The following is a 24,535-nucleotide window of genomic DNA, read 5'->3' as shown; positions in this document are numbered from 1 at the left end:
AGTCACTCCTCTTCTTTGCTGAGCTGTTATGCGCTTATGGCTGGCTGCTCATCAAGGTGGGCTCGGATATGTATAGTTCGGCGAGCGGTTGCTCGTGCTGATACTCGTCCCAGGCTTTGATGGGCAGTTCAGATAGGTCTTTGTGAGCCAGGGCGCGCAGGAAGATGCGCATCTGCTTGATCTTGGTGACCAGGTGGATGTTGCAGTCGATAGCCAGGCGCCGCAGGGTATAGTTCTGGTCGAAGTCGCGCTGCAGGCGGCCCGCGACGATGACGATGGCCAGGTCAACCTGGTGCTGGCGGAAAGCCTGTTCCACCTCGCCTTTCTCCACTGAAAGGTGAGTGGCTTCGATCTGGTGCCCCTGTAGAAATTGCCATGTCTCTTCGGTGGCGTAGAGCGGCAGCCCCAGCTCTTTTAGATGCGGCAGGCTGGCGAGCAGGGCCTCCTGCTTGTCTTCGCCGCATATGCTGAGGAAGATGCCCTTCTGCGGCAGCGTGCCGCCCGAGGCCAGAATGGCCTTCAGATAGGCCTCTTCGAGATCCTCTCCGAAGCAGGCGACCTCGCCGGTGGAGGACATCTCTACGCTGAGGGCAGGGTCGGCCCCGGTCAGGCGCGCGAAGGAGAACTGCGGCGCCTTCAGGGCGACAAAGTCCGGTTTGGGGACCTCAACCGGGGGCAACTCTTGCTGGGAGAAGATGGCGTCCACAAAGATGTCCATGAAGTTGATGCCGGTAACTTTGCAGATGAATGGGAAGGTGCGCGAGGCGCGCAGGTTGGTCTCGATCACGTAGAGCTGTCCGTCTTTGAGCAGAAATTGGATGTTGACCGGACCCGTTACCTCCAGCGCCTGCACGATCTGGTGCCCAATCACAGCGATCTGTTGCTGCACCTCCTGTGGAATGGTCTGCGGCGGCAGGACGATGGTGGCGTCGCCCGAGTGAACCCCGGCGTTCTCGATATGCTCTGAGATGACATGGGCCTTGACCTGTCCATGCCGGGCCACGGCGTCGAACTCTAGCTCGCGCGCGTATTCAAAGAACTTTGAGACGGTCACGGGATGATCAGGCGAGAGCGCGGCGGCCTGGCTGGCGTACAGCTCCAGTTCTTCGGGCGTGTCGCAGACCTTCATGGCGCTGCCCGAGAGCACATAGGATGGACGAATCAGGACCGGGTAGCCGACGCGGTCGGCGAAGGCCGTCAGCTCGTCCAGCGTCGTGAACGTATCCCACTCTGGCTGCCGCACGCCCAGTGTGTCCAGCAGCTGTGAGAAGGTGCTGCGGTTCTCGGCGCGATCAATATTTTTCGCCAGAGTGCCCAGCAGTTGACAGCCATAGGCTGCCAGCGCCCGAGCGCGATTATTGGGCGTCTGTCCACCTACCGAGACGATCAGGCCCTCCGGCTGCTCGAAGTCGTAGATGTCGGCGATGCGCTCAAAGGTCAGCTCTTCAAAGTAGAGCCGATCGGAGACGTCGTAGTCGGTGGAGACCGTTTCGGGATTGCTGTTGATGATGATGGCCTGTCTGCCGTGCTTCTTCAGCGCCTCGACGGTGCTGACGCTGGTCCAGTCGAACTCCACCGAGGAACCGATGCGGTAGGGACCAGAACCGAGCACGATGATTCCGCCGCCGCTGCAGGGGGTGACGTCGTTGTGCCGTGCGTTGTAGGTCAGGTAGAGATAGTTGGTCTCGGCCGGAAACTCCGCGCCCAGCGTATCGATCTGCAAAACCGAAGGAAGTACTCCTAGCCGCTGGCGCAGCTGGCGGATGCCCATCTCGTTGCTACCGTGCAACTCGGCGATACGCTTATCCGAGATGCCTAGCTGCTTCATCTCCCACAACTGCTCGGCCGTCAGCTCGCCGTCGGGCGTTACCGTCTGTTCGTGTTCGATGATATTGAGGATACGCGCCAGAAACCAGGGATTGATGCCGGTCAGCGTATAGATCTCTTCGATAGTGATGCCCTGCTGGAGCGCCTGCGCCAGCGCGAAGGGCCGTTTGGGCGTCGGCGTGGAGAGGTAGTGTCGCATCTCTTCTGGTGAGGAGAAGAAGTCGGCGGCTGGCAGCGCGCCCTCGAAATTCTGCTCCAGCATGCGCAAGGCTTTCTGGTAGGCCTCCTCAAAGGTGCGTCCGATACCCATCACCTCGCCCACGGACTTCATACCTGTGCCAATCGTCTCCACCACCCCCTTGAACTTGGCGATATCCCAGCGTGGTATCTTGACGACCAGGTAGTCGAGGCTGGGCTCGAAGCAGGCCCGCGTTACGCCGGTGACCTTGTTGGGCAGGCTGGTCAGATCGTAGCCGAGCGCCAGTTTGGCGGCGATATAGGCCAGTGGATAGCCAGTGACCTTACTGGCTAAAGCCGAGCTGCGCGAGAGGCGTGCGTTGACCTCAATGACATAATATTGGGTGCTCATGGGATCGAGGGCGAACTGGACGTTGCATTCGCCGACGATACCCAGGCTGCGCACGATCTGGATCGAGGCTGCGCGCAGCAGGTGGTATTCCTCGTTGGTCAGGGTCTGGCTGGGCGCGACCACGATCGATTCGCCGGTGTGGATGCCCAGCGGATCCATATTCTCCATATTACAGACGGTGATGCAGTTATCATGATGATCTCGCACAACTTCATATTCTATTTCTTTATAGTGATGAAGATATTGTTCAACCAGCACCTGCGGGGCAAATGAGAGTGCATGTTTAACGATATGCTCAAGTTCATTTTTTGTTTTGGCGATACCCGAGCCCTGTCCACCCAGGGCGAAACCGGCGCGCACCATCACGGGAAAGCCGATCTGCTCTCCCAGTTCAAGTGCCTCGGCCAGCGTGGTGGCGCTCTGACTCTGCGGAGTCGGAATATTGATGCTATGCAGATGTTCGGCGAACTTCTGCCGATCCTCGGTCAGAATAATGGCTGAGATTGGTGTGCCCAGGATGCGCACGTTGTGGCGGGCCAGAATCCCCTGTTCATGCAGCTGGATGCCGCAGTTCAGGGCCGTCTGACCGCCGAATGAGAGCAGGATGCCATCCGGCTGCTCGCGTTGGATGACCTGCTCCACGAAGTAGGGCGTCACAGGCAGAAAGTAGACGCGGTCCGCCAGCAGTTGCGAGGTCTGGATGGTCGCGATATTGGGATTGATCAGGACGGTCTGGACCCCCTCCTCCTTTAACGCCTTCAGGGCCTGCGAGCCAGAATAGTCGAACTCACCGGCCTGTCCAATCTTCAAGGCACCAGACCCCAGCAGCAGCACTTTGCGTAATTGTTCCATCAAATCTTCTCCAGGAAGTAATCAAAGATCCACTCAGTGTCCACCGGTCCCGGGGCCGCTTCGGGATGGAATTGAACCGACATAAAGGGTTGCGAGACATGCATGATGCCCTCGTTGCTGCCGTCGTTGGCATTGATAAACCAGGGTTTGAAGTCGGGTGGCACCTCGCTGACCACGAAGCCGTGATTCTGGGTTGTGATGTAGCAGCGCGGGCTGTCCTGCATGATGCAGGGCTGATTCTGGCTGCGATGCCCGAACTTCATCTTGCTGGTATCGCCGCCGGCCGCCAGTGTCAGCAGATGGTTGCCCATGCAGATGCCCAGTGTGGGGATCTTCTGTTCCAGCGCCGTGCGAATGGTCTGAATGGTCGCTGTGGCCGTCTTGGGATTGCCCGGACCATTGGAGATCAGCAGGGCGTCGAAATGGAAGGGGATATCTGGTGCGAACAGGTTATAATCCCAGGGCACTGTGGCGATGCGCACATTGCGGCGCTGCAGACAGCGCACGATATTCTTCTTGGCGCCGCAGTCCAGCAGCGCGATCGTTTTGGGACCGTCTCCTGAGATGGTGACCTCGCGGGTGGAGACCTGTGAGATCAGGTTGCTCTGATTGGGATCAAAGAAAGGCACGTCCTCATCGAAGACGATTTTCGCCAGCATGGCTCCGTGGTTACGAATATGCTGGGTGAGCAGGCGCGTATCCTTGACTTCAAGTGCTGGCACCTTCTGCTGCTTGAGCCACTCGCTCAGGGTCATCGTGCTCTGGGCGTGTGACGGCGTATCAATATAGTTGGAGACGATCAGCCCGGTGGCGTGGATGCGATTATCTTCCCATTTGTCCTGGGAGGGCACACCATAGTTGCCGGCCAGGGGATAGGTCAGGGTCAGGATCTGACCGGCGAACGAGGCATCAGTCAGCGACTCGGGATAGCCCACCATACCGGTGCTGAAGACGACCTCACCGGATCGTCCCTCTTCATAGCCAAAGGAGCGGCCCTCAAATTGCGTCCCATCTTCCAGGATTAGTTTGCCGTGGCGCAGAGGCCGCTGAATTGAATCTGGTCTGGTTAGTACTGGCGTGTGCATGGATCATCCTTTCTTACTACCACTCCTCCCTTGCCGCCAGGAGGTTTAAGCAGAACATAATGACAGGTCAACCGAAATGGATCAGTTATCTGGTAGATGCCGCGTGGCTGGCTCAGTTCCCAAGCAGGGTTGCCAGCAAGGCCATCTGGGCCCACATTCTATTTTCAGCTTCGTCAATGACGATTGAACCGGGACCATCCAGTACGCCTTGCGTGACCTCGACATTTCTACGCACCGGCAGGCAGTGCATAAATTTGCCCTGTCTGGTACGAGCCATCTTTGGCTCATCAACAATCCAGTCTTTCAGTTGCGCCCGGGCCTGTTTTTCAGCTTCCCAGTTGCCGTAGTAGGGGAGGGCGCCCCAGCTTTTTGCACACACGATATCCGCGTCTTCCAGGGCTTCTTTCTGATCATATGAGATGGAAAATGAGCCCCCACTCTGTATAACACGTTTCTGGGCCACTTCAAGGATCTCAGGATCTAGTTCCCATCCCTGTGGATGTGCCAGTACAACGTCCATACCCAGGTCGCAGGCGGCCAGCAGTTGTGAATTGGTGGTGGCCATTGGCAGTGCTTTGGGATGGTAGGCCCAGGTGTGAACGTATTTTTTGCCCTTTGTCTCGCCCAATTGTTCTTTGATGGTGACGGCGTCTCCTAGCCCCTGGCAGGGATGATAGACGTTGGATTCCATATTAATGACGGGTACGCTGGCGTACTTCGCGAAGCTGTTGAGCACGATATCCTGTTTGGACTCGGCCCAGCTGCCGGTGCTGGCGCTTTCGGTCGATTTGGTGACCAGCTCGCTGCAGCGGATGGCCAGGCCGTCGCAGTAGCGCGAGAGCACGGGGGCAACCTCTTTGACATGCTCGATGGTTGAGCCATCCATTACCACGTCATCGGCGTATTCAAACGACCATACGTTGTTGCCGCTGATCTCTAGCGCCTGTCCGCCCAGCCTGGACATGGCCGTGGCGAACGAGACTCTCGTGCGAACCGAGGGATTGAAGAAGAGCGTGGCCAGTGTCTTACCGGCCAGACTCTTCTGCACCTTACCCTGTTTTAAATCTAAGGCCAGCGAGATGAGCGCCTGGATCTCTTCCTGGGGCAGGTCGGCCGTATTCAGGAAATGGGTAGTGGTTTGCTGTTGAAGCATACGATGTTCTCCTGTACGTACTGACTCTGCTTAAGATTGTACCGCGACGGCCTGTACATGCTGTTTCTGCTTGATCGCGGCCAGGTCTTTCTCGACCAGGTGTAGTGTCTTCGGCATGGCGTGCTGATTGCTCTCGGCGGGGACGCCAAAATGGCTCTCCACGAACTGGACGCCGGTATCGTTGTTGACAGCGGGACCAGTAATCAGAGTGACGGTAACTCCGTACTGGTGCATGATCTGCTGCGCGCCCCACGCTCCAACCAGGTCTCCGGCTCCCACGATAAATGAGCTGATGTGTTGCTGAATCTCAGGTGATTTCAGGATATGACCGACGTTATATTCGCCCAGGATGCCGTCGCCGAACTCGGCGATGATCAGATCTGGATTTGACTTGTTGGCCTCCTGCAGCACGCTGATGGCGGCCTCAATCACTTCTTGAGGATCACCGCAGGTCGAGGGCAGACCGGCATCCATAAAGCCGACGACTGGAGATGCCCCGGCGTCTGCGATCTTATCCAGATCCTGCGTAGAGGCGACGCCCGAGAGCTTGACGCCCGCGACCTTCTGGCCCTTTTGCGTAAAATGTTTGATGATCTTGCAGATGGTGGTGGTCTTGCCGATATTCATGCAGGTGCCGACCACGCCAATGATGGGAGCGCTCTGCTCCAATGTTGTGTGATGGGGAAGGGCGGCATCCTTAATGTTGACCTGACGACCATTTTCGACCAGGCTGCCCAGAATTCTGACCTGCATGGGGGCGCCCCACTGCTCGTTGAGGCCACGGATCTCGCCCACAACACCACTTTCGCACAGATAATAGAGCAAGTCACCAACGGCGACATGTTTGGGGATATCGCCACTATACTCGCGCAGCGCGCGCCGCTTCCCGAGGACGACTGGTAGGACATCTCCCTCTACCAGAAAACCGATGCGCCCGGTGGTGAATTCTAACAGATTATTCTTGCCCGCGTCCGACAGCGCCTCCGCGATCAGGACCGCGCCTTCTTCAGGGATAATCTGCTCACTGATCTCAACCACTGATGGTACGTCAAGCTTGCGCACTGCTGAGGGAATCTTTGTAAGTTGCATCTGCATGGTATTGCACCTCTTCTTCCTGACTGTTTTGCCCTCATTGCACGTATGCCTGTTACTGGCAGGCTCATAACGTTTCCGAGAGAGGACAAAGAAAAAGTTGGAATGTGATAGATGGAAGGTGCAAAGGGGTAAAAAAAATCCTCGCCCCCTCCATTCTTTTGAAGGGACGAGAATAGTCACGCTAGAAGTTCTCAAACTTCGAGGTAGAGCTATGCCCGTGGTGCCACCCCAATTGTCACTATCTGCAGCTTAGCCTGTTCACGTCCTCGTGACAAAACTGACAGTGACCACTTTTCCTGGTTAATGCGCGACGTGGGAACCACCCACCTGTCCTACTTGCTCCCCTGGCTCAGGTAAGAGCCGGGATAACTTTCTTCGGTCAGCCGCTCACGAAGGCGTTTTGAAAGAGCTTTCCCATTCCGAACTTCCACTCTCTTTCGGATCGCTGTCAGGTGCTTCTCTCATACTATTTTCGATCAGCGCGGGTCTGGTTATTTATTTGTCTTTCAAAAAGAGTACCATCCACCTTGTGAAATGTCAACGAATAAACGTCCTGAATGAATGTGAGTCATGCATACTATTTACAAGCACTTTATGTGGAACTCTTACAGCACATGTTTTAAGCATGGTGCTACCTATCCTGCTGTTTAAGCCATCATGGGGCTATCACGCCTCCCCATACGCGCGTCCGCTGCGCGGCCGCGCTGGTTTTTTGAGTTGGCGCAGGGAGGGCGCATCCGCGCCCTCCCTGCGCCAACTCAAAACTGATCCGTGAGCCACGCAGGCGCGAAAGCTTGTGTGGTGTCCAATATGTTGGCACACCAGGGGCACATCTGCGCCCTCCCTGCACCAACTCAAAGCTGACCTGTGAGCCACGCAGGCGCGAAAGCTTGTGTGGTGGCCAATATGTTGGCACACCAGGGGCACATCTGCGCCCTCCCTGCACCAACTCAAAGCTGACCTGTGAGCCACGCAGGCGCGAAAGCTTGTGTGGTGGCCAATATGTTGGCACACCAGGGGCACATCTGCGCCCTCCCTGCACCAACTCAAAGCTGATCCGTGAGCCACGCAGGCGCGAAAGCTTGTGTGGTGGCCAATATGTTGGCACACCAGGGGCACATCTGCGCCCTCCCTGCACCAACTCAAAGCTGATCCGTGAGCCACGCAGGCGCGAAAGCTTGTGTGGTGGCCAACAGCCCATAGTATGATGGTGCACCAGGGGCGCGGATGCGCCCCTGGTGCACCATCATAAAAAATCAGGCGGCCGCGCAGCGGACGCGCGTGCGGGGGCCATCACGCATCCCCGTGATAACAGAAGTCAGACACACTCATGTGTGTCTAGCACATCTTTGCAGCCAAAAGCCTTGACACAGCAATAGCAGTATGCTATAAAAATAATAGCAAAATGTTATTGTTGCATTTGAGAAAAGGAGACCTCTTGCCTCTGAACAAGAGGGATTGATCCAGATGATCATTCTGTTGCTGGCACTGATCGGCACCCTGATCGTTATGGCCTTGCTGACCATCGGACGGCTGGGGTTTGGACGCAAGGAGCCTTTCGAGGCGCGTTCATTTGTGCGCTGGTTTACGGGTTTTACCATTTTCAATTACGTGTTCTGCTTATTGATCCTCTACTTCTCTGAACCTGCCTTTACCGGACCCTTCTGGGGCTGGCAGTGGGTACTCTGGCCGTTGCTGATCAGCAGCATTATTAATCTATTCGCGATCGCCGGGGGTGCGCGCGGGGCGCTGGAGATGAGCCTGAGTGCCAGCCAGGGCCAGGTCTATACCCCCAAAGTCGATGCCGCCAAAGTTTCGCGCCGCTCGATTGCCGCGGGTATCTTCGGCCTGATTGTCGTGGCCGTCTTTGGGATCGCTGCTACCCTGCTCATCAACATCTTTACCACCTGGTTCGATGGCAACGCCAAGGCGCTGGCGGCGATTCCCCATGTCACCATGCAGTCCGCGCCAAATCTGCCGCCGACCGATGCCGGCCATATCGTGCTGGTCAGTCAGAGCATCGCGTCATACAAGGGACAGCAGATCCTGGGATCGACGGGCCAGAATCTTGGTTCGGCCTATCAACTGAATCCCGATAGTTATACCTTGCAATCGATCAATCATCACCTCTATTATGTGGCAGAGTTAAGCTATAACAACCTGTTTGTGAACCTTTCCAATCCGGTAACGCCTGGCTTTGTGATGGTCGATGCTGAAGATCCTCAGCAGGCACCGCAGCTGCATACAGATACGCAGTCAACGATTCGCTACCTGCCGGGAGCGCTGCTGAATCAGGACCTGTTGCGTCACGTCTATCTCAGTGGCTATACCTATGGGCGGCTGGTCGATCCAACTCTTGAGCTGGATGATAGCCTGCATCCCTACTGGACCATCTCTCTGATGCAGCCCTCGCGTGGTTATACCGGTGACGTGCTGAGTAAGGTCTTGCTGGTGGATGCCCATACGGGCGACATCAAAGAATACAGTCCCCAGAACGTACCTGCCTGGGTTGATCGTGTTATGCCGGCGGAGACCGTCTCGCAGTATCTCAGCTGGTGGGGGCTCTATCATGCTGCTCCCTGGTTCAATCCTTCTGGCCTGGGCCAGCAATCGCCTGCCAGCGCTCCCGAGCTTCTTTACAACAATGTCGACCAGCCTGTATGGCTGATTCCGATGTCTTCAGCGTCCTCAAATGACAATTCGAGCACCGGTGTATTCCTGTTTGACACGCACAAAAACGAGGCCAGCTTCTATAGCAAGTCGGCGGGCTTAGGAATTGGGGATAACGTGACCAAGACGTTCCAGTCCACGCGCGCCAATATTCGTGGCTATAATGTCTCCTCGGTTCAGCTCTATCAGATCTATAATACGCCCACCTGGGTGGCCATTTATACACAAAGTACGGCGAGTGGCGATATCTTCCAGGCGGTCGGCCTGGTCGATGCTCGTGAGCTCAATGGCAACAATGTGCAGTTCGATCCCGACCTCGGCTCCGGCCTGCGCGATTACCAGCAATGGCTGACCTCCCAGGGCAGCAGTGGTAACTCGGGCGGCAGCACGAGCGGGCAGATACAGACCGCCAGCGGTAAGGTGCAGCGCATCTCCTCGGTCCAGCAGGGAACGAGTACCATCTACTACCTGCAGATCGCGGGACAGCCGTACATCTTCACGGCCAACCTCTCGCTGTCACCCAAGCTGCCCCTGGTCCAGACCGGCGACACTGTAACCGTCACCTACAGCGGCGCCAGCGGAACCGTGGTCAACCTCAAAACCTTTGACGACACCACCATCAACCTCGGGGCCACCGCAACCCCTGCGCCCACGCCCCGCAAATGACCACCCTCATAGGTTCGGACCTCGCGTCCAATTAAAACGCGAGATCCGAACCCTTGTAGCTGTGTTTGATTCCGTAACCATCTGTTGGGTATGATGTGTATATGTTAGTGTATGGCTAACACTTATGGCTGAGATTGTAGAGCTGAGAGGACGTATAATGGTATTAGGGACAACACAAAAAAATAGTTCTTTTACACAAAAATATGGTAATGTCATCACGGTGGCGTTATGGACCGTCGCCCTATCATCGCATCTTATCCTCTTACCAAAATTTATTAAAGAATTCAAGCGCGAACAATAAAATATCCGATTGAACAAGAAGCGCCGCTCCCCGACCAGGGAGCGGCGCTTCTTGTTCAATCGGAGGTGAACTCCGAACCTTTAACCGGTATTGCGGACGCCGGCGGCAATACCATTGATGGTCAGGAGTACCGCATAGGTAAGGCGGGCACGCTCGTTCTCTTCGGCTGATGCCTGCTTTTGCGCTTCCGCGTCCAGCGTAAGGGGACCACCCAGGGCGCGCAGGCGCTTGAGGAGGATGATCTGGAAATAGCTGAGCGGATCAACATAGGGATTGCGCCGCCGGATCGATTCCTGCAGGGTGGGAGAGTTATCCAGCAGATTTCTGCCGCCGACGATGGCGGTGACCGCGCGGCAGGTGCGCTCATATTCAGACTGGATCTCGCGGGCGATGCGCTCGCTCAGCCCTCGATCTTCAACCAGGAAGTGGGCATACACATGGGCGATGCTCATATCCGCCTTGGAGAGCGTCATCTGCAGGTTATCCAGGAAGGTCTGCAAGAATGGCCACTGTTTATACATCTGCTGCAGCTGGGCCAGCCGATCGGGATCTTCCTGCAGGTATTCTTCGAGCGCGCCTCCCACACCATACCAGCTTGGGAGCACATAGCGGGTCTGCATCCAGGAGAAGATCCAGGGGATGGCCCGTAGCTCTTCGATGGCGCGTCCAACGGTCCTGCGCGCCGGACGGGAACCAATGTTGAGCCAGCCGATCTCTTTGATGGGGGTGGCCTGCTCAAAGAAGGTCAGGAAGGCCGGATCCTCATAGATCAGCTTGCGATAGCGGCTATGGGCACTGTTCGAGAGCCGGGTCATGGTCGCGACCCAGTCGGTTTTTGGTTTGGGATGGACCTGGGATTCAACGATATGTTCGATGGGAATACTGGACTGCACGGCCCCGGCGATCACCAGTTCCATGTTGCGGATCGCGATGTCATGGATGCCGTATTTGAACGAGAGCATCTCACCCTGTTCGGTGATGCGCAGGCGACCATTGACCGAGACCGGTGGTTGAGCCAGGATCGCCTGGTAGATGGGGCCGCCGCCGCGACCGATGGCACCGCCGCGACCGTGGAAGATGGTAATAGTGATGCCGTGACGCTGGCTCAGCGTGGCCAGCCGGCTCTGGGCCTGATAGAGCTCCCAGCTTGAGGTCAGGATGCCACCATCTTTACTGCTATCTGAATAGCCCAGCATCACCTGCTGCTCATAGCCACAATTCTTCAGGTATTCCTGGTAGAGTGGATGGGTAAAGGCCGTCTCCAGGATGTCGGTACACCGACGCAGGTCATCAATGGTCTCGAACAGCGGCACGATTGGCAGATCGTAGATGCCCATCTCTTTGCAGAAGAACTGCACCTCCAGTAGATCGCTGAGCGAATGCGACATGCTGGTGATGTAGCAGTTCACGGCACGCTTACCGAAGGTCTCGCGCACCTGGCGAATCGTCTGGAAGTTGGTCAGGATCTGGCTGGTCTCCGGACTTAGTTTAAGGCCGGGCCGGGTCAGGATGCGTGGGTCCTGCAATAGATTTTCCAGGATCTGGACGCGCTCCTGCTCGGGCAAAGTCTTATAGTCATCCTTGCGCAGTCCGGTAACCTGTAGCAGTTCTGAGACGGCGGACGAATGGCGCTCGCTATGCTGGCGCACGTCCAGCGCGGCGAAATAGAAGCCAAAGCTCTCGACCTGGCGGATCAGCGTTTGCAAGGGACCCTGCGCGATCGTCGTTTCGCCATCGGCCAGCAGGCTATCCTGCACCAGGCGCAGATCGGCGAGCAGCTCTTCCGCGTCCTTATAGGCGATCCCCTGGCCCGTCTCTTCCTGTTGATCCGCCAATGGTGAAGAGCTCCAGGAGAGTTGCTGGGGGATAGGTGGCATGGCCCGGTTCTCGCCCAGCCGCTTCCACATAAGTGAGAATTTGGCACGGTATGGTTCGAGCGCCGTCTGGGGTCCCAGCTCTTCCGTGTACTCTGGCATGGCCGCCATATCACGGTCCAGCGATGCCTGCAGTTCCGGAGTGACGGTGGAATGATCGATAGATTGTGAGCACTCGCGGGCCAGCTCAAACAGCGTACGCCGATAATGGATTAAGATATAGTTGCGCTGTTGATTCAATGCTGTCAGCAGCGTATCGGCATGGATGAATGGATTGCCATCCTGGTCGCCGCCGATCCAGGAGCCGACGCGTAAAAAGGGTGGGACCACCAGGTCGGGATATTCTTTGTGCAGCAGCTCCTCGAATTCCGCGTACAGATCCGGTAGGGCATAGTAGATGATCTCATCCAGGTAGTAGATGCCCATCTTGATCTCATCCAGTGGTTGCGGCCGCACCTGGCGCACCGCGTCCGTTCGCCAGAGCAGATCGATGACGGTATCGAGATCGCGCTGCCACTGCTCGCGCTCACGCTGTGTCATCAGATCGGCGTGATCTGATTTATTCAAGAGCTCGGTAATGCGGCGTGATTTCGTGATCAGGCTGCGGCGTGTCGCCTCGGTCGGATGGGCCGTAAAGACCAGATCGATCGACATCTGATTGAAGAGCTTCTGCAGCGTCTCCCCATCGATCTGGTTGCGCTTAAAGAATTCGACCAGCGCCTCAAGAGAGCCGCGTTGCGGGGTAGACTGAGGATCAAGCTCATGGGCGCGCCGGCGGCGGATACGATGGTACTGCTCGGCGGTATTGACCAGGTGGAAATAGACGGTAAAAGCGCGAATTACATCGATGGCGGTATCCAGATCACTCTCGCTCACAATGCGCAAGATCTCTTGCTCCATATCGTGAATCTGCTGCTGGATCGTGATTTTCTCGGCATCGTCTACCTGTTTCAGACGCTCACTCTGGTCGCGCAGGCGGATGCAAAGGCCACGCAATTGCTCTACTGTATCAAAGACTTGATGGCCTTCGTGCCGTTGAATAGACTGCCCCAATGTGTTGCCCAGGACACGTATATCCTGTCGGAGCGCATGGTCTTTTTCTCGACGGTACATTCGTTCTGACATAATCTGTCCTTACTATAAACACATTTGATGAGTACAGGATCAACGTCGTTGCCAGATGCTCTCGGTGTAGAGACCTTTTTATTCGCGTGCGTGGCTCCACTTGCTGGCTTGATCTTGTGCACTTTGCTTTCATTCTAGCATATTTGTGCCGCAGGCAAGATGTAGCTGGTTGACATATTTCCCCGCCTGCGGCGGCGAGGGAGAAGAAAGAAATTGGTGGGGGGACACCCCCACGCCCCCGGCAGGAGGGCCAGACGCCCTCCTGCACCTCCCACGCGGGAGGGAGAAGAAGGGATTGGTGAGGGGCACTCCCGCTTTTATGGAGAAATCATACAGGGGCCGTTGGGGAATGTGGATCTTTCTTCTGTGAGACGAATCTCTCTATTGAAGCGCCGGGCGTTTGAATTACCTGTCGCAATATCTGGTTATGACGCTGCTTTGAGCTTTTTTCGGCTGGAACACTCGCCGGATTCGCTAATGTCGTAGGGGGGAGAAATGGCCATTATTTCGGCTCTGCCTGTCGTAGAGTCTATCAAAAGGGAGTTGAAAGTATACTATTTCGCTGGGAGCAGTGTAGTTACTTTCTACATATACAAAGCTTGTTTGGATGCTTATCTGTATGCTATACTCTCTCCACAAGTGGTAATGTTACCAGATCTGTACGAAGAGCTATGATGCTCATCCATTCCATGTCGCGACGACATACTCCAAATGTTTTAAGCCTGAAACAACGTCCCTCTTGCACATACCCGAAACAGCGAAAATGATTTCGGCGGCCAACGACAGTTCGTCGAACTCTCCGGCTCCGGCGCAGGTGCCTCTTAGCATTGGCAAGATAGTCTTTAATTGGGAGAGCAATGCATGACGCACAAGCATGAAGCCATTGAATCTGCGTGTCAAACGTATCCGCTTTATGATAGCCGTTGGGAACATGACGCCTGCGGCACGGGTTTCTTAGCGCACGTTTCCGGTGAGGCCAACCATTCCCTGGTACAACAGGCCCTGGAAGCGCTGGCGCGATTGACCCATCGTGGTGCCCAGGATGCGGACGCAGAGGTATATGATGGCGCTGGCATTCTCACACAAATTCCTAGAGCATTGCTTCTTGAGGAACTGGAAAAACAGCAAGTGACAGTCGCCAACCCGGCGGATCTGGGTGTCGGCATGGTTTTTCTCCCTCCCAGGGGCAGTGTCCATACGCAACAATGTCGCCAGATCATCGAGCAGGTTTTGCAGGATGCCGGTCTGGTCATTCTGGGCTGGCGTACTCCTCCCGTGAACTATAACGTTCTGGGAACACGCGCCCGCGAGATTGCACCCGAGATCGCGCAGGTCCTGGTCGCTTGTCCCGCTGATTTTACTGTTGAGGCATATGGGAAAGCCCTCTATCATGCCCGGCGTTTGATCGAGAGGAAGCTTACGGAGGCTGATATTTCAGATTGTTACATCGCCTCACTTTCCAATACCGTTCTCGTTCACAAAGGCTTGCTGGCGCCCAATGACCTGGCCAACTTCTATCAAGACCTGGCCAATCCGCGCTTTACGAGCGCGCTGGCTGTCTTCCATCAGCGTTATAGCACCAATACATTTCCTGCCTGGCCATTGGCCCAACCAATGCGCTTGCTGGCCCACAATGGTGAGATCAATACTATTCAGGGCAACCGCAACTGGATGCAGGCGCGCGAAGGCTCTATGACGTCGCCGTATTGGAATGAGCAGATACAAGATCTGCTGCCCGTGGTGCAGCCTGGAAACAGCGATTCCGCCCAACTGGACAATGCGCTGGAGTTTCTGGCCGCCTCTGGTCGCGATCTGCTGCAGAGTATGCAGATGCTGGTCCCGCCCGCCTGGGAGCATGATCCAGAACTGGATGCCGCCCGGCGCGCGTGGTGCGATTACCATGCCGGTCTGATTGAGCCATGGGATGGTCCGGCCGCTCTGGTCTTTACCGATGGCCGTACCGTTGGCGCGGCGCTGGATCGCAATGGCCTGCGTCCCGCTCGCTACGTGCTGACCGCCCAGGGCCTGCTGATCGTTGCGTCAGAGGTCGGTGTAGTCTCGGTTGAGCCGCAGGATGTCGTGGAGAAGGGTCGCCTCGGACCCGGTGAGATGATCGCCGTTGATCTGGAGCACCAGGTTTTCCTGCGCGATGCGGATATTAAAGAGGCCCTGGCCCAGCGTCAGCCCTATCAAGAGTGGCTGGAGAGCCATCGTGTGAGCCTGCCTGAGTCCTCTCTTGAGGAGGTGCCCGATCCCGGTTATGCGCCAGAGATCAGCGATGTGTTCGTACGTCAGCAGATCTTTGGGTATACACATGAGGATGTCGAGATGGTGCTGCGCCCGATCCTGTCGGAGAATAAAGAGCCGACCTGGAGCATGGGCGATGACGCGCCACTGGCGGTTCTTTCCAATCAGCAGCGTTCGTTCTCGGATTACTTCCGGCAGCGTTTCGCCCAGGTGACCAATCCTCCCATCGACCCGTTGCGTGAGCGCGTGGTGATGTCGCTGGATACCTACATCGGTCGCCGTGGCAGCCTGCTGACCGAGACGGCCGATCACGCGCACCTGATTCATTTGAAGTCGCCGATTTTGACTGAAGCTCAATTAGAGTCGTTGTGCCAGATTGATGACGAGCATTTCCGCTCCCGTACCCTGTTGACGACCTTCGATATTACCGATGGCAGCGCGGGCGTTGAAAAGACGCTTGACCGCCTGGAGGCGGAGGCGATCGCGGCTATCAATGATGGCATTACCCTGATCGTCCTGAGTGATAGCGATGCCTCGCTGACGCGCCTGCCCGTCCCGATGGTGATCGCCATTGGCGCGGTTCACCGGGCTCTGATCGACAAGGGGCTGCGTTCGCGTGCCTCGCTGATCTGTCAGACCGGCAAGGTCTGCGACGTTCATCAGATTGCGCTGGTACTGGGCTATGGTGCTGAAGCCATCGTACCCACCATGGCGCTGGAGAGCGTACGTGCCATGGCTGGCGATCGTCGCCTCGAACATGTGACGCGCGAGCTGGCTGTTGAGCGCTACATCCACGTTATTGAAGAGGGTCTATGCAAGATCATGGCGCGCATGGGCATCTCGACCCTGCGCAATATCATTGGCGCGGGACAATTTGAGGTGCTGGGCCTGGTGCCTGAATTTGTTGAGCGCTGCTTCGCGGGTTCCACCTTCCATACCGGCAAGATCACCTATCAGCTGGTGTCTGAGCAGTTGATCAAGCAGGCGGAAGATCTGCAGCAGGCGCAGGCATCGCCTGAAGCCGCCAATCCCAAGAAGCGTAAACTGGCCGACCTGGGCCGCTATCGTTTCCGCCGCGATGCTGAATACCACGCCTTCAATCCCCTGATCGTGCGCGCTCTGCAGAAGGCGGCGCAATCGGGTGCGAAGGAAGATTACCAGCAGTTCACCTCGCTGGTCTATCAGCGACCGGCGACTGTGCTGCGCGACCTGCTGAAGTTCGTACCGCGCGAGCCAATCCCATTGGATCAGGTCGAGTCGATGGAGTCGATCCGCTCCCGCTTCGTTATTTCGGCGATGTCGGTGGGCGCGCTCAGTCCTGAGACCCACCAGACGATCGCGGCGGCGATGAATAGCATCGGCGCGCGCAACAATACCGGCGAGGGTGGTGAAGATCCCGAGTGGTATCACAAGACCATTGAGGGCTATCCCGTCAGCAGTAAGATCAAGCAGGTGGCGTCGGCACGCTTCGGCGTGACTCCGGAGTACCTGGTGCGGGCCGAGGAGCTGGAGATTAAGATGGCTCAGGGTTCCAAGCCGGGTGAGGGCGGCCAGCTACCACCCTTCAAGGTGACGCCGTTTATCGCCAAGTTGCGCCACACGGCGCCGGGCGTACAATTGATCTCGCCTCCACCGCACCATGACATCTATAGTATTGAAGATATCGCGCAACTGATCTATGACCTGCACCAGATCAATCCGGGTGCCCGTGTTGGTGTGAAGCTGGTCTCGGCGGCTGGTGTTGGTACGATTGCAGCCGGTGTCGCTAAAGGTCATGCCAACTATGTCTTGATCAGCGGCCATGATGGCGGGACCGGTGCTTCACCGATCCAGTCGATCAAGCACGTGGGTATGCCGTGGGAGCGTGGTCTGGCCGAGGCCCAGCAGGTGCTGGTGAAGAACGGCCTGCGCAAGCGCGTGAAACTGCGCGTCGACGGTGGTTTTAAGACTGGTCGCGACGTGATTATCGGCGCCCTGCTCGGTGCTGAAGAATTCGGTTTCGGTACCTCAGCCCTGGTCTCGCTGGGCTGCGATATGGCTCGCCAGTGTCACCTGAACACCTGTCCGGCCGGCATCGCGACCCAGCGCGAGGATCTGCGCGCCAAGTTTACCGGTCGTCCCCAGTTCCTGATCAACTACCTGACCCAGGTAGCGGAAGAGGTACGCGAGCTGCTGGCCGAGCTTGGCTTCTCACGGCTGGAGGATGTTATTGGACGCGCGGACCTGCTGCAAGGTAAAGTTGATTGTGATCTGGACGTGACGCCACTGCTGACCTCTTTGCCGGTCATCTCTGATCCCAACGCCCAGACGACGGTACCACAGTCTAAGGTGGCTGAAAAACTGTTGATCGATGCCGAGCCAGCTCTACGTGGCGAGCGCAGCATCATCACCCAGCATGAGATCAACAACTATGATCGCTCGATCGGCGTCAGCCTGGCGGGTGAAATCGCCCGGCGCTACGGCAACGAGGGTCTGCCTGGTATCAGCATCACCTGCAACTTTACCGGTTCTGCTGGCCAGAGCTTTGGCGCCTTCAACGTATCCGGCATGCGCCTGATCCTGAGTGGAGACGCCAACGACTACGTCGGCAAGAGCATGGGTGGTGGACAGATTGTGATTGTGCCGCCAACCGATTCAACCTTTGCCTCGCAGGATAACATCATCCTTGGCAATACGGCCCTGTATGGAGCAACGGCTGGCTACCTCTTCGCGGCTGGTCGTGCCGGTGAGCGCTTCGCGGTCCGCAATAGTGGTGCCGTCGCCGTAGTCGAGGGTGTTGGCGATCACGCCTGCGAGTATATGACCGGTGGCATGGTTGTGGTCCTGGGTGAGACCGGACAGAACTTCGGCGCTGGCATGTCCGCCGGTGTCTCCTACGTGCTGGATCGTGAGGACCACTTCGTAGGTCGCTGCAACACAGAGATGGTTGGACTCAGCCGTATCGAAGATGGCAGCGAGCTGGAAGCCCTGCGCAGCGTCGTTGAGCTGCATGCGCGCAGGACGCGCAGCAAATACGCCGAAGAGATCCTGGCCGACTGGGATCAACTCAGCGGCAAGTTCTGGCGCGTCCAGCCCGAGAACTCGACGGTCTCCGCGCGCGATTTCATCGGCGCCAGCGACTATGATGGTCTGTTGAGCGTCTCTCATTAAGGATAAATATGTGATGTAACATGAAGATGGGCGCCGGTCCGGCGCCCATCTTCATGTTACATCACGAAAGAACGTCTTCTCCGGCGACGAGGCCGGCTGCCCGCTTCCAGGCAAGCATCTCGCTGCCGCGCTCCTCCTCTTTAAAGCGATAGTCGTGCTTGCGGATCAACTCGCCCAGCTGGGCGTCGAGCCGCTGTAGACAGGTGAGCTGGGCCTGGCGCAGGCGCTGATACCAGTTGCCGGGAACCTCTTTGGTGCGCATCTCGCTGGCCAGCTTAAAGTGGTCCAGGCACAGTCCGGTGGATTGCGAGAGGGCGGCCAGAAATTCATCGTCGAGCAATGCCTGGCGCAGGCTGTGGATGTAGCGTTCCTCGGCCTGCGCTTTCTGTTTGCAGGCGGGACAATCAGGTTTATTGGTGGCGTCCTCCTTGTTCTCGAAGAGCCGGCGGAATAATCCTCCTGATGGACCCGTGGCGGAGCTGTTCTGCTGTAACTGATCAATGGTGTCGGAGAGAATATCGCGATATGCCTGCGCGATGGGCAAGGTGGCACCCATGCGTGCCAGCTGCCAGGTATGAATATAGCAGAAGCCCTGCGTGTTGCGCAATTCTTGCCGAATCTCTACATCTGTAAAGAGTTCATACTTCCAGGAGTCCAGGTAGCGATAGATACTTTCATGAACCAGATTACAAAGGAGGCAACCTTCCCGGGCACAAGCGCTGAGCAACGCCTGATATTCTCGTGTTTTGACCATATGTACAACCTTTTGATTAGTTATTCGTCTATGTACTAGAAGATACCTTGTTTTACAAAAAATTGCCAGCTTACATATCGATTACACACCTAGCGAATGAATACTTTTACTGATTATTATGCGTTGCTTGAGGTGCCGGTGGATGCAGAACCGAGCGTCATTAAGGCGGCCTTCAAGAAATTGGCGCTTCAATATCATCCTGATGTCTATGCTGGTTCGGATGCCAATGAGCGGATGAGCCAGCTGCTGCAGGCATATCAGACGCTCAGTGATCCGCTTGAGCGCAAGCAGTATGACGCCCGGCGCTCCGAGTATCTGCTGGACGAGCGCGGTGGACGCGGCTATAAAGTCCCAGCATCCAGTGCTGCTGCTCACCCGGCGGCCACGGTACGCCCACGAGGCGGTAGGGCCGCGAGCGATGAGGTGACGCCCGAGGCCCGGCGTGATCGCCAGCGACACTATGCGTTCCCTGCCCTGATGTCGGGCAAACCTGCCCGCATCAACCTGGTCGATTTTGATTATACACTTGCGCCTTCTGACGCCGGACGCCTGGCCCAGGACGGTATGCTGCGTGGCGTTGCCCCTAAAACGCCACAGGGACAATATTTCTGTCACCGCTGCCACCATCGCTGGCAGGGCCAGCAGCAGCCCCGGTATTGTCCCAGTTGCCACGCCCTGGACTGGCCCGAATTTTTGCTGTTACGCTGTGTCCACTGTAACGCCGTCTTTGAGAGCGAGCAGATCCGTTATGAGATCGGTTCGTATTCCTACGGCTCGGGCCGGCGTGATGAACTGGGGGGACTTTGCCCACCCTATGAGCTCTTTCCGCTCTGCCCCTATTGTGGACGGGCCCGCTGGTCGCCGGCGGAGGATCAGCGCGTCACCGAACTGCGCCACAAAGCCAATCAGAAAGCGCTGTTGATGCGTACACTCTGGATTGGCGTGGGCCTGCTGCTGGTGTTGCTGATCGCCATGGTGGCCCTGGGTGGTCATCTGTAGACATCAGGAATCCGTTTTATGGTGGTGCATGGGCTGCGCTGACGCGCAGCCCATGCACCACCATAAAAAAACAGCGCGGCTGCGCAGCGGCCGCGCGTGCGGGGGCTATCACCTGCTCCCATGGTGACACATGTCAGACACACCCTGACATGAGCAGCATGCTATAATGCGCTTAGAACACATATGTATGTCTCTTTCGCATGAGCAGGAAGGTGTCTATTTATGCCAGGCCAATCGACCATCTTAGCGGGTGGTATCTATCCCCCCGTTCCCACGTTTTTTGATCCCGATCAGCATCTAGATCTTGTGACACAGCAGCGCCATCTGCGCCGCCTGGCGGCCAGTGGTATCGCGGGCTATGTGGTGATGGGATCGAATGGTGAAGCGGTCCATCTGGATAGCGAGGAGCGTGCGCGGCTGCTGGCGGCGAGCTATGAAACGGCGGTCAGGGGCGCTGAGAAGCCACTCCCCATCATCGCGGGCTGTGGCGCGCAATCGACGCGTCAGACCATCGCTTATTGCGAGCAGGCGGCCCGCTATGGTGCATCCTTCGCGCTGGTCTTGCCGCCCTCATATTATCCGCGCCGCATGGATGACGCGGCGCTGAGCGCCCACTATCGGACCGTGGCCGATGCCAGTCCGCTGCCAGTGCTGATCTATAATATGCCCTCCAGCGCTGCCGGGATCAATCTGAGCGTAGATCTGATCCTGGAACTGGCGCGGCATCCCAATATTACCGGCATCAAAGATAGCTCCAGCGATATCGTCAAGCTGTCGCAACTGGTGGCGCGTGCCGAACCAAACTTCCAGATCTTCGCCGGTAGCGCCGATATCCTGTTGCCGGCGCTGGTGGGAGGCGCCATCGGAGCCGTGGCCGCCCTGGCCAATGTCTTCCCACGTACCGTGTGCCGGCTGCAGAGCATGTTTGAGCAGGAGAAGATCGAGGAGGCCCGCATCCTGCAGGCACGCCTGATCCCCGCCAATAGCGCCGTGACCTCTAAATATGGGGTGGCGGGATTGAAGGCTGCGCTTGAGCATTGCGCCGGCTATGGTGGTCTGCCCCGCCAGCCGCTGCAGCCTCTGACGCACCAGGAGCAACGCGCTCTCCTGTCGGCGCTGTCCCCCCTGATCGCCGGTGAAAAAGAGCTTGAGGAAGATCAGGAATTGCTCTGATACGAGGCAACGGTAAAGGTGAGTACCTGAGCCAGTTGAGCATCGCTACAATTGGCTCGGGTACACCAGTAGAGCTCGGCGGTGCCCTGTGCTGGCGCGTCATAGTACGTACTGAAGTAGCCACTGGAGTTCGCGGGATCGTGCGCGAATGTATCGGCATCCTTCATGTGCTTCCCGCTATACCACTTGACCTCAATATAGCCCGGTTTGGTTTTGGATTGGATATCGAAGCTGATATATATTTTCTGCCCCACCGCGAATTTCTTGCCCGCATTAACGGGATTATAGTTGGCGTCGATACCGCTTGAGGTCTGGGCGTGCTGGATGATCGAGGCCGCCTGCTCTACACTGGATGTCCCTGATGGTCCCTGGACCGACGTGAATGAAGATGAGCCCGGTTGTGGATTGCTGCTATACTTCTGGTAGGCAAATACACCAACCGTGCCCGCCACGACCGCGCACAGAACGAGGATCGTTAGCCAGACTCCTATGCGCGGGCGACCTTTATTGCGGCCCGGCGTGACGACCTCTGATGGTTGAGGCGTATTGGGGAGCGCCGCCATGGGCACCCCCGGCGCGCCAGCGGCCCCCGACATAGTATTCGGCATCGCTATCTGCGGCTGCGGCGGAAGTGGTGTTGAGGGTGCTACAGGTGCTCCCCATGTCTGCATAGCTGATTGTTGAGCCAGCCCCCCAGCGTTCTGATCTGGTTGCGGCATGCCGGGCCATGAAGGCTGCCGCATTGGGTTGCTAGCTAGCAATCCAGGCATTGGTGTTGCTGGTGGCTGCGCGGTGAATCCACCATTCTGGAAGCCGGAGAGTGATGACTGCGGTGAGCGCTGGACCTGCGACCCTACGTTGGTGTCTGGGATACCTGAGAGGGACAGTCGGGGCGCGAACTGGGGGCCTGGTCCCTGTAAGCTAGACAGCGAGTGTGGCTGTGATGAAGACTTACTGCCAAGCAGACCCGAGTGAGAAGGCGGACCAGCTGGAGACTGATTATTTGCAGTCGGTGACGTGGGCAACGAAAAAGTCTGCCCTGGTTTTTTGAACAGGGTCGATGGCATTGCGGATGTCGGCGGCTGCACGGGAGCAGGAGGCTGGCTATTCTGAGGCATAGGCATGACGTTCGGAGGATTGCCAGCGGCGTTAACATCTGGTCGTCTCTGTATGTTGTTAGCGACCACGGCATTTCCACAGGACGGGCAATAGGTGAGTGTTGGTTGTAATATGGCGCCACAGAACTGACAATGCGTCATGAATGCTTCCTTCCTGCAAATAAAACTGGATTGCTGTACATATATGCTGTGCTTTTAGGCGCACTTTCACCGGGATTTTGATGTATGAATATTTTTTGATGCTTTAAAGGTTTTATATGCAAAATAGACCACAAGGGTTCGAATGCATATTCTCTATTGGATTTCGCTGGTTGAGCATATTATATGAGTAATTAGATGTGCTTGCAAGAGGCACACCGGGGGTACCGTGGGCCGAGGTAGATAGCGCCCACGAGGGGCGCACCGATGGATTGTATGTACGTTTGTTTTATTTACATGTATGATGGATCATGCGGTGATGGTAAATGGTAGGTGTTGAACGAGTACTTTATCAGTACAGGCGGTTGAGCTGGCCCAATAAATATCCACAAAGCCAGGGCCGGTAGTCCCTGGTTTGTAATAGAAATAGGCACTTGTCTGCGCTAGATAGGTAGCCCCACCAGGATTTGCCGGGCTGGCATAGGGGTAGGCTTGATTATTGACGGACCAGCTGAGGCAGATGGCACCGTTGTAGGCTGGCTGGTGAACGACCATCGTTACATATACCAGCTGACCCAGGCGGAAGGTTTGCGTCGGCTGTAGCGGCTGCCCATTTTGTGTATTGACTCCGTTGGTCAGACTGGCGTTATCCACATAGAGATTGCTCGACACTGGCATGGTTGGGGTCGTAGACGACGCGGTTGGCGTAGCCTGCGGCTGTGTGGCGGCTGGTTGTGTGGCGGCTGGCTGTGTCGCAGAGGTTTGAGGTGTGCTGACCGCAGGTGTCGTAGCAGGTTGTGTGGCGACCGGCTGATTCATGGATTGCTGAGGTGCAGCATTACTAGAAGCAGCATTCTGTGGCAATGGTAGACTTTGCGCCATGATGAAAACAAAGACCATAATAAGGAAACCTGCCATCAGACACATGCCCGCGACCGTAAAGCCCAGCTTTATGCGAGGCTGACGGGGTGGGGTAGACTGTCGCTGTATCGGTGGCGGGGCCGGCATAGGCATACGCGGCGCCTGTGGAGTAGTCTGCCTGGCTGGTGTTGGCGTTGACGGCACATACATATTCTGTCGCGCGCCGGTATTCACGGGTAGAGGCCCATTCATCTGAGGAGACGGATAAGGCTGAGATGTCGGCGAAAACTGACCAGCTTGCCCTGGGGCATGTGGCACATCAACTGGCGGCTTCTGTGGAAACGTCACCGGGGCGACCACGCCCCAGCCGGCTGGTGCGTCCTGATTGGCGTTAGCGCTATCAGGTGTAAACGAATTGGATGGCGAAGGGGCTGGATCGTGAGTCAGCCTGACCTTGCCCGATGTACGTATTCCCCCGTTCCCAACCGTTGCTCCACAGCGTGGACAACTGGTACGCGATGGAGAGAGCGGCATGCCGCAGTGTGAGCATCTCATGTTCTAACAAACCCCTTTATCAAACAACTACCCTGCCGTGGACATTACTTATAATGACGAAGCAGATATACAGGTGGTAAACAAAAAAGTGTGAATAGGAGATTAGTCATATAGCTATGCGGTTTCTGCTAGAATAGCGTTCAGTCAACATATACTCTGTATCTTGACACTGACTCATAGCACAACTAAAATACGATACATGGACAAAGTATAATGGTCAAGTACCCCCACGCCTGAAGGCGGAGGCTTGTAAATAGGGGTGACTTCCGCCCGGCTATTGTAGGCCCGGACTTGACCAGCCCC

General features: G+C 56.7%; 12 protein-coding genes. 4 read left to right on the top strand and 8 right to left on the bottom strand.

What is annotated here, in order from left to right; genetic code table 11:
* Window positions 1-34: 34 nt before the first annotated feature.
* From carB to KTT_RS06460, 4 genes are all read right to left on the bottom strand, one after another.
* Entirely contained in the window at window positions 35-3,268 is a 3,234-nt protein-coding gene (gene carB, locus KTT_RS06475) for a carbamoyl-phosphate synthase (glutamine-hydrolyzing) large subunit (RefSeq protein ID WP_126595194.1), read from the bottom strand.
* Window positions 3,268-4,353 (bottom strand): glutamine-hydrolyzing carbamoyl-phosphate synthase small subunit, encoded by a 1,086-nt coding sequence (carA, locus tag KTT_RS06470; RefSeq protein WP_126595193.1) that lies wholly within the window; start codon window positions 4,351-4,353, stop codon window positions 3,268-3,270. Before carA ends, carB begins: the two co-directional genes overlap by 1 nt.
* Window positions 4,354-4,465: 112 nt before the next feature.
* Window positions 4,466-5,506, bottom strand: coding sequence for an N-acetylornithine carbamoyltransferase (locus KTT_RS06465; protein WP_126595192.1), 1,041 nt, complete (start codon window positions 5,504-5,506; stop codon window positions 4,466-4,468).
* 30 nt (window positions 5,507-5,536) lie between these two features.
* On the bottom strand, window positions 5,537-6,601 hold the full coding sequence (locus KTT_RS06460; protein ID WP_126595191.1) for a P-loop NTPase family protein: 1,065 nt from the start codon (window positions 6,599-6,601) through the stop codon (window positions 5,537-5,539).
* Window positions 6,602-8,068: 1,467 nt separating this feature from the next.
* Here KTT_RS06460 and KTT_RS06455 point away from each other — a divergent pair.
* Entirely contained in the window at window positions 8,069-9,937 is a 1,869-nt protein-coding gene (locus tag KTT_RS06455) for a hypothetical protein (RefSeq protein ID WP_126595190.1), read from the top strand.
* A 381-nt stretch (window positions 9,938-10,318) separates the two neighbouring features.
* On the opposite strand, the gene ppc is transcribed toward KTT_RS06455, so the two are convergent.
* Window positions 10,319-13,237, bottom strand: a complete 2,919-nt coding sequence (gene ppc, locus KTT_RS06450; RefSeq protein WP_126595189.1) for a phosphoenolpyruvate carboxylase — start codon at window positions 13,235-13,237, stop codon at window positions 10,319-10,321.
* Window positions 13,238-14,098: 861 nt separating this feature from the next.
* Here ppc and gltB point away from each other — a divergent pair.
* Entirely contained in the window at window positions 14,099-18,634 is a 4,536-nt protein-coding gene (gene gltB, locus KTT_RS06445; RefSeq protein ID WP_126595188.1) for a glutamate synthase large subunit, read from the top strand.
* Window positions 18,635-18,695: 61 nt separating this feature from the next.
* Here the strand turns inward: gltB and KTT_RS06440 are convergent, their stop codons facing one another.
* Window positions 18,696-19,388, bottom strand: a complete 693-nt coding sequence (locus KTT_RS06440) for a DUF6062 family protein (RefSeq protein WP_126595187.1) — start codon at window positions 19,386-19,388, stop codon at window positions 18,696-18,698.
* A gap of 96 nt (window positions 19,389-19,484) precedes the next feature.
* On the opposite strand from KTT_RS06440, the gene KTT_RS06435 reads away from it, so the two are divergent.
* Both KTT_RS06435 and KTT_RS06430 read left to right on the top strand, forming a co-directional pair.
* On the top strand, window positions 19,485-20,387 hold the full coding sequence (locus tag KTT_RS06435) for a J domain-containing protein (protein WP_126595186.1): 903 nt from the start codon (window positions 19,485-19,487) through the stop codon (window positions 20,385-20,387).
* Between the two features lie 222 nt (window positions 20,388-20,609).
* Window positions 20,610-21,560 (top strand): dihydrodipicolinate synthase family protein, encoded by a 951-nt coding sequence (locus KTT_RS06430; RefSeq protein ID WP_126595185.1) that lies wholly within the window; start codon window positions 20,610-20,612, stop codon window positions 21,558-21,560.
* Here KTT_RS06430 and KTT_RS06425 read toward each other — a convergent pair.
* Window positions 21,545-22,819 carry a hypothetical protein gene (locus tag KTT_RS06425; protein WP_126595184.1) on the bottom strand — a complete coding sequence of 425 codons (1,275 nt, stop codon included), beginning with the start codon at window positions 22,817-22,819 and terminating at the stop codon, window positions 21,545-21,547. The genes KTT_RS06430 and KTT_RS06425 overlap by 16 nt on opposite strands.
* A gap of 306 nt (window positions 22,820-23,125) precedes the next feature.
* On the bottom strand, window positions 23,126-24,232 hold the full coding sequence (locus KTT_RS06420; RefSeq protein WP_126595183.1) for a hypothetical protein: 1,107 nt from the start codon (window positions 24,230-24,232) through the stop codon (window positions 23,126-23,128).
* Between the last annotated feature and the right edge of the window lie 303 nt (window positions 24,233-24,535).

It is taken from the genome of Dictyobacter aurantiacus, assembly GCF_003967515.1.
GTDB classification, from domain to species: Bacteria; Chloroflexota; Ktedonobacteria; order Ktedonobacterales; family Ktedonobacteraceae; genus Dictyobacter; species Dictyobacter aurantiacus.
Note: the sequence above shows the minus strand (reverse complement) of the source record. Positions and strands in the feature narration are given on the sequence as shown.